The sequence below is a fragment of the Okeania sp. SIO3B5 genome (genome assembly GCF_010692555.1).
GTDB lineage: Bacteria > Cyanobacteriota > Cyanobacteriia > Cyanobacteriales > Microcoleaceae > Okeania.
In genome coordinates this window covers 1-8,057 of record NZ_JAAHHG010000459.1, presented here as the reverse complement: position 1 = coordinate 8,057, position 8,057 = coordinate 1, and the positions used below count along the sequence as shown (strand labels likewise).

General features: G+C 37.5%; 12 protein-coding genes and 3 pseudogenes. 9 read left to right on the top strand and 6 right to left on the bottom strand.

Translation table 11 applies throughout. The annotated features are described in order from the left end of the window. Positions 1 to 796 precede the first annotated feature (796 nt). From F6K54_RS35430 to F6K54_RS35405, 7 genes and pseudogenes are all read left to right on the top strand, one after another. On the top strand, positions 797 to 1,138 hold the full coding sequence (locus tag F6K54_RS35430) for a CBS domain-containing protein (RefSeq protein ID WP_293088430.1): 342 nt from the start codon (positions 797 to 799) through the stop codon (positions 1,136 to 1,138). Between the two features lie 18 nt (positions 1,139 to 1,156). Beyond that, positions 1,157 to 1,240, top strand: a pseudogene (locus F6K54_RS43410) (CBS domain-containing protein); the annotation flags it as partial. Between the two features lie 36 nt (positions 1,241 to 1,276). Next, complete coding sequence (locus F6K54_RS35425) at positions 1,277 to 1,711, top strand: CBS domain-containing protein (RefSeq protein ID WP_293088428.1); 435 nt, start codon at positions 1,277 to 1,279, stop codon at positions 1,709 to 1,711. Next, positions 1,662 to 2,288, top strand: coding sequence for a response regulator (locus F6K54_RS35420; protein ID WP_293088426.1), 627 nt, complete (start codon positions 1,662 to 1,664; stop codon positions 2,286 to 2,288). The genes F6K54_RS35425 and F6K54_RS35420 overlap by 50 nt, the downstream gene beginning before the upstream one ends. 39 nt (positions 2,289 to 2,327) lie before the next feature. Then, a complete protein-coding gene (locus F6K54_RS35415) occupies positions 2,328 to 3,233 on the top strand; it encodes a PAS domain-containing protein (protein WP_293088424.1) in 906 nt (301 codons plus the stop codon). 95 nt (positions 3,234 to 3,328) lie between these two features. After that, on the top strand, positions 3,329 to 4,402 hold the full coding sequence (locus F6K54_RS35410; RefSeq protein WP_293088422.1) for an RNA-guided endonuclease TnpB family protein: 1,074 nt from the start codon (positions 3,329 to 3,331) through the stop codon (positions 4,400 to 4,402). Positions 4,403 to 4,553: 151 nt separating this feature from the next. Next, a pseudogene (locus tag F6K54_RS35405) lies at positions 4,554 to 5,174 on the top strand (GAF domain-containing protein); the annotation flags it as partial. Between the two features lie 110 nt (positions 5,175 to 5,284). Here F6K54_RS35405 and F6K54_RS35400 read toward each other — a convergent pair. The 4 genes from F6K54_RS35400 to F6K54_RS35385 all read right to left on the bottom strand — a co-directional run bounded on the left by F6K54_RS35400 (position 5,285) and on the right by F6K54_RS35385 (position 6,378). Further along, on the bottom strand, positions 5,285 to 5,419 hold the full coding sequence (locus tag F6K54_RS35400) for a hypothetical protein (protein ID WP_293088421.1): 135 nt from the start codon (positions 5,417 to 5,419) through the stop codon (positions 5,285 to 5,287). Between the two features lie 22 nt (positions 5,420 to 5,441). Further along, the gene (locus tag F6K54_RS35395; RefSeq protein WP_293088419.1) at positions 5,442 to 5,762 is read right to left on the bottom strand and encodes a transposase; all 321 of its coding nucleotides are present in this window, start codon (positions 5,760 to 5,762) and stop codon (positions 5,442 to 5,444) included. A 4-nt stretch (positions 5,763 to 5,766) separates the two neighbouring features. Next, the gene (locus tag F6K54_RS35390) at positions 5,767 to 5,961 is read right to left on the bottom strand and encodes a hypothetical protein (protein WP_293088417.1); all 195 of its coding nucleotides are present in this window, start codon (positions 5,959 to 5,961) and stop codon (positions 5,767 to 5,769) included. A gap of 111 nt (positions 5,962 to 6,072) precedes the next feature. Then, positions 6,073 to 6,378 carry a transposase gene (locus F6K54_RS35385; RefSeq protein ID WP_293088415.1) on the bottom strand — a complete coding sequence of 102 codons (306 nt, stop codon included), beginning with the start codon at positions 6,376 to 6,378 and terminating at the stop codon, positions 6,073 to 6,075. Between the two features lie 60 nt (positions 6,379 to 6,438). Here F6K54_RS35385 and F6K54_RS35380 point away from each other — a divergent pair, with 60 nt between their 5' ends. Together F6K54_RS35380 and F6K54_RS35375 are read left to right on the top strand one after the other, a co-directional pair. Beyond that, positions 6,439 to 6,876: a PAS domain S-box protein gene (locus F6K54_RS35380; RefSeq protein WP_293088432.1), complete on the top strand. Its 438-nt coding sequence runs from the start codon at positions 6,439 to 6,441 to the stop codon at positions 6,874 to 6,876. Between the two features lie 10 nt (positions 6,877 to 6,886). Further along, the gene (locus F6K54_RS35375; RefSeq protein ID WP_293088413.1) at positions 6,887 to 7,183 is read left to right on the top strand and encodes an ATP-binding protein; all 297 of its coding nucleotides are present in this window, start codon (positions 6,887 to 6,889) and stop codon (positions 7,181 to 7,183) included. A gap of 75 nt (positions 7,184 to 7,258) precedes the next feature. Here the strand turns inward: F6K54_RS35375 and F6K54_RS35370 are convergent. Together F6K54_RS35370 and F6K54_RS35365 are read right to left on the bottom strand one after the other, a co-directional pair. Then, positions 7,259 to 7,634: pseudogene (locus F6K54_RS35370) on the bottom strand (RNA-guided endonuclease InsQ/TnpB family protein); the annotation flags it as partial. A 121-nt stretch (positions 7,635 to 7,755) separates the two neighbouring features. After that, a partial coding sequence (locus F6K54_RS35365; protein WP_293088411.1) for a transposase occupies positions 7,756 to 8,057 on the bottom strand: 302 nt, incomplete at its 5' end.

Below are 8,057 nucleotides of genomic sequence, written 5' to 3'. Positions count from 1 at the left end.
GGTTTGGGGATTAAAATAGATACAATTAACTACTCCTATTTCTCGAATTACTTGATGAACCGATACCGCTATATTGTCGTCGCACAAGTGCCTCTTTTCCTTCGGAATGCTTCCCTACGGGATGCTACGCAAACGCAAACAGAGGAGCTTCGCTATCAATTTTGTTCGCATATTTTTTGTTAATTACTGTATCATCAAAAATCAGGTATGCTTCTGTATCCTGGACAATTTCCTCTTTCACATTTTGCCATAAATCTTGTGCATTTAAAGATTCTACTCTTAAATAACGATTAATCCTATCATGGCTAATGTTTTCTAGATGATTTGCGCTCGTTAGTTATAGTATAGTTTGTATGATAATTTAGCAAATATTGGTATGGGATCAACATAATTAAAATTCATATTGTTAGGTTAAATCAACAATAATATTATTCTATAATAAGCGAGAATATTTTGGCTAAATTTATTTAGATAGTCGAGCAACATCTACATAGAAGGTTAATAAACTATATTAGCCTATCTTTAGGTTCCTCACGAATTTTGTTGTTCAGGCGTTGGCGGAGCAAGTGCGGCAGCTATATCGCTCTCTAAAAATTATAGCGGTCTCTCTGTTGGCTATACGCTATATATAGTGTTTTTGCGTAAGTCCTGTAGATTATACTTTAGAACATTTATTTAGCTAGATATATTTGATTTGAGCGAACTGTGATATCAATGCTCACAGCCATCGCCTTACTCTCAACTCATGCCTTGATTCACCAACACCAAAATACAACAAATATAAACACTTAGTTTTATGTTATCTCCTATTTCTGACAATTCCTTAGATATAATGATTAAGTCAGCGATCGTCAAGAACCCATTAGTAGTGTCTCCGGATCAAAAAGTCAGTGAGGCGATCGCTCAGATGGGCAATGTGGATTCATTCTGCAGCACTACTCAAGCTGACAATGATAACATGGATAATCTGCACAGACAAGCACGGGCTAGCTGTGTAGTAGTAATAGAAGAGGCAAAAGTAGTGGGTATTCTAACCGAGCGGGATATAGTGCGCCTGAGTATCCAGAAACCTAACTTCAATACCTTGGTTATGAGAGAGGCAATGACTGCTCCTGTTTTGACTGTAAGAGAGTCTTAGCTTACTAACTTATTTTCAATAATCAACTTAATCCAGAAACACGATATTCGCCACCTACCTGTCCTTAATAACCAAGACCAGTTGGTAGGAATATTAACCCATAGCAGTTTGCGCCAGTGTTCCCAACCCTTTGAACTGATGAAACTACGGCGTGTTGCAGAAGTAATGATCGATCGAGTAATCTCTGCCAGACCAGACTGCTGCCTGTTAGAGATCGCCAAGAAAATGTTTACCCACAAGGTTAGTTCTGTTATCATCGTAGAATTTAATAATCAGACAACTTCTGCACTCTCTGCTGATGCCGATTTTCTAACCCCTCTGGGCATAATAACCGAGGGAGATATTGTCCAATTTCAAGCATTGGGCTTGCTGTTGGCAGATTACAGAGCTGAAACAGTGATGAGTACCCCTCTGTTTACAGTTCAGCCAGAAGACTCACTGTGGTCAGTACACCAGTTGATGGAACAAAAAAAACATCAGTCGGGTGATGGTAACAGGCGAGCAGAGTCAGCTATTGGGGGTTGTGACTCAAAGCAGCTTGCTAAGAGCTATCAACCCTGTAGAAATTTATAAGTTAGCAAAAGTTTTACAATCTAAGGTAGTGAGCTTGGAAGCAGAAAAAGTAGCTTTACTAGAAAGTCGAGCTAGTAAGCTCGAGACAGAAGTGCAAACCTTAAAGAGTACACTCCAACAAGAATTTGTTCACCGCCAGAAAGTTGAAGAGCGACTACAGACTATCGTTTGTCTGTTATTAAATATAAACCAGAATATACTCTCACCGATTAACAGGGGTATCTTAGCACAAATTCAGACAAAACTTCAAAGTGCCAAAGCAAAATATAATATCGATAATGACCGGATAGAAGTTGTGGTAGTTGAAGATAATCCTGATGATGTTGATACGATCAAGCAGTTTTCAACCAAGGATGAGTCCTTTAATGTTGTATTTTTTGATCTGTTAGAGACTGCTCTCATCCACCTCCAAAACCATAAGCCAGATGTTGTCATCCTGGATATACACCTACCAGATAGTCAAGGTTTACCTACTCTGCAAGCTGTTGAACTTGCTGCGCCTACAGTGGCAATTATTGTCTTAACTAGCCTCAATAGTCATAATCTTGCTGTAGCTGCGATGGAGCAAGGAGCCTAAGATTATTTAGTCAAAGGTCAAATTTTTCAGGATAATTTAGTGCGCTCAATTAACTATGCCATTCACCAGAGAAAATTGCTTCAACAATTGCAGGAGTTATTTGATAATGCTAAAAACTTAATTCATAGGGTTCGGATAGAAGATGGTAAGTTTGAATATGTTAACAAATCTTGGCAAGAAACTTTAGGTTATTCATCAACAGAAGTTGCAACCCTAACAATATTCGATATTCTTCATCCAAGTTGTTACCAACCTTGGCTGAATTTGATGAATAAAATACAACAAAGAATTCCTCAAACTGATGCTGAAACTAATAGTATTGAGTTGATATTTATTAGCAAAGACCAAAAGAAAATTATAGTTGAAGGCAGCATCACTTTTGAACCAAGTAATTATCCCAAAATAAGTCGCGGTATATTCCGGGACATTACAGAACACAAAGCGATAGAGTCTGAGCGTCGCGAACTTATTCAAGAACTCTCAAATTTTAAAGATGCCCTTGATAAATCAGCGATCTTTGCAATTACAGATGCCAAAGGTATTATTACTTATACTAATGACAAATTTTGTGAAATCTCTGGCTATTCCCGGTCGGAATTGCTTGGCAAAACCCATAAGATTCTTAATTCAGGTTTCCATTCTGATAGCTTTTTCCAGAGTTTATGGCAAACTATTACAAAGGGTAAAGTCTGGGAAGGTGAAATTTGTAACCAAGCTAAAAATGGGCATTTATATTGGGTTCATAGTACGATCGCTCCCTTTTTAAATGACCAGGGCGAACCCTATCAATACTTAGCCATCCGCTTTGATATTACTGAACAAAAACAAGCCGAAGTCTCTCTGGCTCAGAATAACCGTCTCTTGCAGAGTGTGACTCAAGCTCAGGCTCAGTTTATTACAGCACACAACCGTCCCGATATCTTTGAGGGCTATCAACAGTATTAAAATAATTGGACAAAATTTAACACAATTAGACATTTATTGTGATATACTAGATTTATGTCTAACTTATTAACTGTAGAGGTGGCTGATCAGCTCAAATGAAATCAATAAAGACTAAACTAAAAGTTAATAATCAACAAAAAACAATACTTGCCAAACACGCAGGTGTAGCTCGTCATGCTTACAATTGGGGATTAGCAACTTGTATTACTGAATATGAATCAAACAAGAAACGACTGAGTGCTATCACCTTACATAAGCGTTTGGTGAGGGAAGTAAAAAGTGAAAATCCCTGGTATTATGAAGTATCAAAGTGCGCCCCTCAACAAGCATTGAGAGATTTAGAGAGGGCATTTAAAAACTTTTTAACTATTCCCAAGCGTGGATTTCCAGTCTTTAAGAAAAAAGGGAAAAAAGATAGCTTTTATTTAGAAGGCAGTATTAAGATTCTTCAAGGAAATTATATCAAATTACCCAGAATAGGAATAGTAAAAACTTATGAAATCTTACCCTCTTTACCAGTAAAAAACGTCACAATATCTAAACGGGCAAATAATTGGTATATCAGCTTTAAATATGATTTGGGTCCCGAACCTACTCCGACTCTAAAACAACGAGATATTATCGGTGTAGATCTGGGCATAAATACATTAGCAACCTGTTCTGATGGTAGTAAATTTGCCAATATCAAAGCCTACAGGCAAGCTAAAAAACAATTAGTTCGTCATCAACGTGCAGTCAGTAAAAAAGTTATTGGTTCTAAAAACAGACGCAAAGCAGTAAAAAAACTAGCAAAACTCCACAAAAAAGTAGCCGATATCAGAGCAGATGCACTACATAAACTCACTTCATGGTTAGCTAAAAACCACAGCACCATAGTAATTGAAGATTTAAACGTAAGTGGAATGCTCAAAAATCATAAATTGGCAAGTGCCATAGCAGACTGTGGGTTTTATGAATTTAAACGTCAGCTTACATACAAATGTGAGTGGTACGGCAGTGAATTAGTCATAGTAGATAGATATTATCCAAGTTCTCAAATATGTTCAAACTGTGGGCATCAACAGAAAATGCCGTTGCATTTGAGAACTTATGAATGTAGTGAATGCGGTTTTGAAACTGACAGAGATTTTAATGCTGCTGTCAACTTGAAAAACTATGTGAATCAGTAGCTTGAGTTCCAAGCGAATTTAAGCCTGTGGAGAAGATAAGTTACAGACTGCGGTCGGTGGTCTTCTGTGAAACAGGAAGCTAGCTCCAAAGCTCATGCAATCATTCATGGGTAAGTTTGGGTAAGTTTAGTAGAACGGATTACTTTCTAGTTTACTAGACTTGACAGACAGCGAATATGGCTTCATCAGTGAGGTGATATTTCAGGATGATGGCAAAAGAGTGATGGGAGATACATTCTTGAAAATTCGAGGGGTTCCCGATCTCCAAACTTATACTATTAGTAATATTTCCTGGAATCCAGTTAATCACAAATTCTACATAGAAAACTACAAAGAGGGTATGGAATTCAGCAATATCAATACCTTGTTTAGAGCAGTGCTGATGACAGGTAAAGCAGTTATTGTTAATAATACTCGCGCCGATCCTGACCGAGGTAGAACACCAGATAGTTATCCACCTTTAAACTCTTTTTTAGGGTTGCCCTTTTTCAGTAGCTCTACTTTAGTCGGCATAGTAGTTATTGCTAATCGACCGGAAGGTTATGATAATTCAATGATTGAGGCTTTAAACCCTCTTTTAGTCACCTGTGGTAATCTAGTTGAAGGTTATCGTCTGGCTAGACAAAAAAAACAAGCAGAAGCCGAAATAGCTCAACAGCTCGCCAGTATTGAAGCTGCGGTGGATGGAATCGCGATTATCAAGAATGGTTTTTACCAATATGTCAACCGTACGAATAAAACTGTAGAAAATCGATCTGAGCTTTTATCTTGATATTGGATTAACCAATACAGGCGCTCTCGTCACAGCTCACTATTCCCTCGGCAGTAAATGCCCCTGGGAATTTCTTATCTTATATTTGAAGACTGCCATTGATATCGGCATTAATGACTATACCAGTTCCACTCCGTTTGGAAACCACGTTTGACTCGTTTACCCCCATAAGTTTCATGTTTTATTGGTTGCTCAAGGTCAAGGGCAGATGTTTTGCTTGTATAGCTTTCCTCTGTTTCAATCACCTTGATTCCTGCTAGCTGACATTTATAAGTAATTTGCTTGGGCTTTCTTATCATGTGGTATTTGGGTAAAATTTTGATTGTTTTTTTTGCCGATATTTGCACTTTGTTTCCAGTTATCATTTTTGCCTATGACTACAGTACCAATATTATTAGTCACTAAATAATTGACAACTAATTTACTGGTGTTATGGAGATAATTCTCCACAAAACGGTTCCGACGATAACTCAATGCTTTTATCTTACGGCTGCTTTTTCTGTTCCCTTTGAGATGACTTTGGTACTTGGCTTTACGCTTGTTGTAAAGCTGATTAACACTTTTTAGTGGCTTCCCGTTAATAAGCATAGGCTTAACGCCAGGCTTGGCAAGTAGATAGAGCTACCTTACTGTCAATCCCTAAGTCTATTCCGGCTACATATGTTGAGTTTATTTGTGGCTGAAGAGTTTTTTCATACACTACTTCAATTACATAGCAGCCAGTTGCAGGTACTATCCTCACTTCAACTACAGACTCAACCACTACAGGTATTTTGATATCACTCATAGATAAGTGACAAATACCATCTTTTAGAGGGGCTTTATAAACTGATTATGCATGAATATATAACTACCCGATCGACCTTTGGTTTTGTCCTTATACTTTGGTATTTTAGGTTTACCTAAAAACTTCTCTGGATGTGCGCGACCATTCAATGATAGCCTGAAAATAACCACGCCAAGTTGCAACTAGGCATTTTATTATTTGTTTTGATACTTTAGTTGGTAATGCTCTATAGGCATCGCTATTTTTGGTGGCGTGGTACAGTTTAGTTAAATCTAGACTTTTTCCACACTTGAAAAAATGCTGACGACAATAATAATTAGCCAGGTTGTACAAGTTTTTTGATTTAAAGGCTAACTCATCACACACCCGCCAATAGATATGTGTTCGGTTAATAATATGTCTGTCAACAAGTCGCATTCACCCACTATAGTTCATCTTAAGTCCTTATCTATTTAATATTACAACACTTTTCTACAAATAGCAACTACTTTATACAATTTTCATTCAACAGTTAATAACCCTTCCTATGTTGAAATGTTTGGCTATGAGAGTCAAGAAGAATTGGTGGGCAAAAGCTGGAAAATTATCCATTCTGCTGAGGAGTTAGAAAAATTTGATCGAGAGTTTTTTCAACTATTAAAACAAAATCATTCTTGGCAGTTAGAAAAATTTGATCGAGAGTTTTTTCAACTATTAAAACAAAATCATTCTTGGCAGGGAGAAATAACCGCCTTTCGCAAAGATGGTAGTATCTTGACTGAACAAATTTCTTTGACCCTCTTAGAAAACGATCTGATAATTTGTGTTTGCCAAGATGTCACAGAGCGCAAACAAGCCGAATTAGCTTTGCAGCGATATAGCCACGAAGTTGAAGACCTCTACAATAAAGCTCCCTACTGTAGAAGTAGAAGCTAATCAAGAAAATTTGTCTAGCACTGAAGCATCTGCTAACAGCAGTCAGACATGGATCAGATTTTCTGTCATTGATACCGGAATTGGCATTAATCAGAAAAATATAGAGAAGTTGTTTCAACCCTTTATTCAGATCGATAGTGCTTTAAACCGCCAATATTCAGGGACAGGTTTAGGTCTGTCTTTGGTGAAAAAGATTATAGAGTTGCATGGGGGTAAGTCAGGAGTGACAAGTATAGAAGGGGCGGGCAGTAACTTTTGGTTTGAGCTACCCTACGATTATTTACTGTTTAAGTCTACTGCTCTATAAAACTGACATAAAGCGTTACATAAAGTAACAAATTAATGTTTACTTCCTGCTTCTACTGAGGCCGTCGGCGGTTACTCATCCACAGGCATTCACGGTCGAGCCGACCGTATCTCTCAAATTAATACTGGCGTTTAAATCTCTGTCTATTGACAAGCCACATGACTGGCAGTCGTAAGTTCTGACATTTAAGGGCATATCTTGAACATGACCACAATTCGAGCAAGTTTTTGATGATGGAAAAAACCTATCAACTATTACTAACTGAGAACCGTACCACTGTGTTTTATATTCTAGCTGTCGCCTGAACTCATAAAAGCACTGTCTACTTATGGATTTAGCTAGCTTATGGTTAGCCAACATTCCACTAACGTTTAAATCTTCTATGACAATAGTGCCGTGGTTCAAGGCTTGCGTATGTTGTCAATTTATGAAGTGTGTCTTTACGGATGTTATATCATGTCCGGATAATTAGTGATAAAAAAACTTTCTCCTTCTCTTCTTCTTTCTTCCCTCCTGAATTCTGGATTCAGAATTCAGAATTGCTGAATTCTGAGTAGTTTATTTATAACTGTTCAACCGGACATGATATTAGCTACTTTTGCGTGTAGCTTGGCAATTTTGAGTTGTGCTTTTCGCCAATTAGCTGAACCAATATTTTTATTTCGGTTTAGATATTGTAGTTGGGAAAGCTTGGCTTCAAACTGCCAGTATGACTTGACGCTTTCAAAAACTTTCCCATCACTTAATGTAGCTAAGGTTTTAATGCCTAAATCTACACCTACAACTTCAGTAGTTTTTGGTGTTGGATATTGAGTAAATTCATAACTCAAACTTAAGTACCAATCACCTGCGTGTTTACTAATAGTTATTTTTT

Excerpts from the sequence above, each read along its gene's own strand:
- F6K54_RS35430 (WP_293088430.1), top strand. The coding sequence starts at position 797 with ATGTTATCTCCTATTTCTGACAATTCCTTAGATATAATGATTAAGTCA.
- F6K54_RS35395 (WP_293088419.1), bottom strand. The coding sequence starts at position 5,762 with ATGCTTATTAACGGGAAGCCACTAAAAAGTGTTAATCAGCTTTACAAC.
- F6K54_RS35385 (WP_293088415.1), bottom strand. The coding sequence starts at position 6,378 with ATGCGACTTGTTGACAGACATATTATTAACCGAACACATATCTATTGG.
- F6K54_RS35425 (WP_293088428.1), top strand. The coding sequence starts at position 1,277 with ATGAAACTACGGCGTGTTGCAGAAGTAATGATCGATCGAGTAATCTCT.
- F6K54_RS35390 (WP_293088417.1), bottom strand. The coding sequence starts at position 5,961 with ATGAGTGATATCAAAATACCTGTAGTGGTTGAGTCTGTAGTTGAAGTG.
- F6K54_RS35410 (WP_293088422.1), top strand. The coding sequence starts at position 3,329 with ATGAAATCAATAAAGACTAAACTAAAAGTTAATAATCAACAAAAAACA.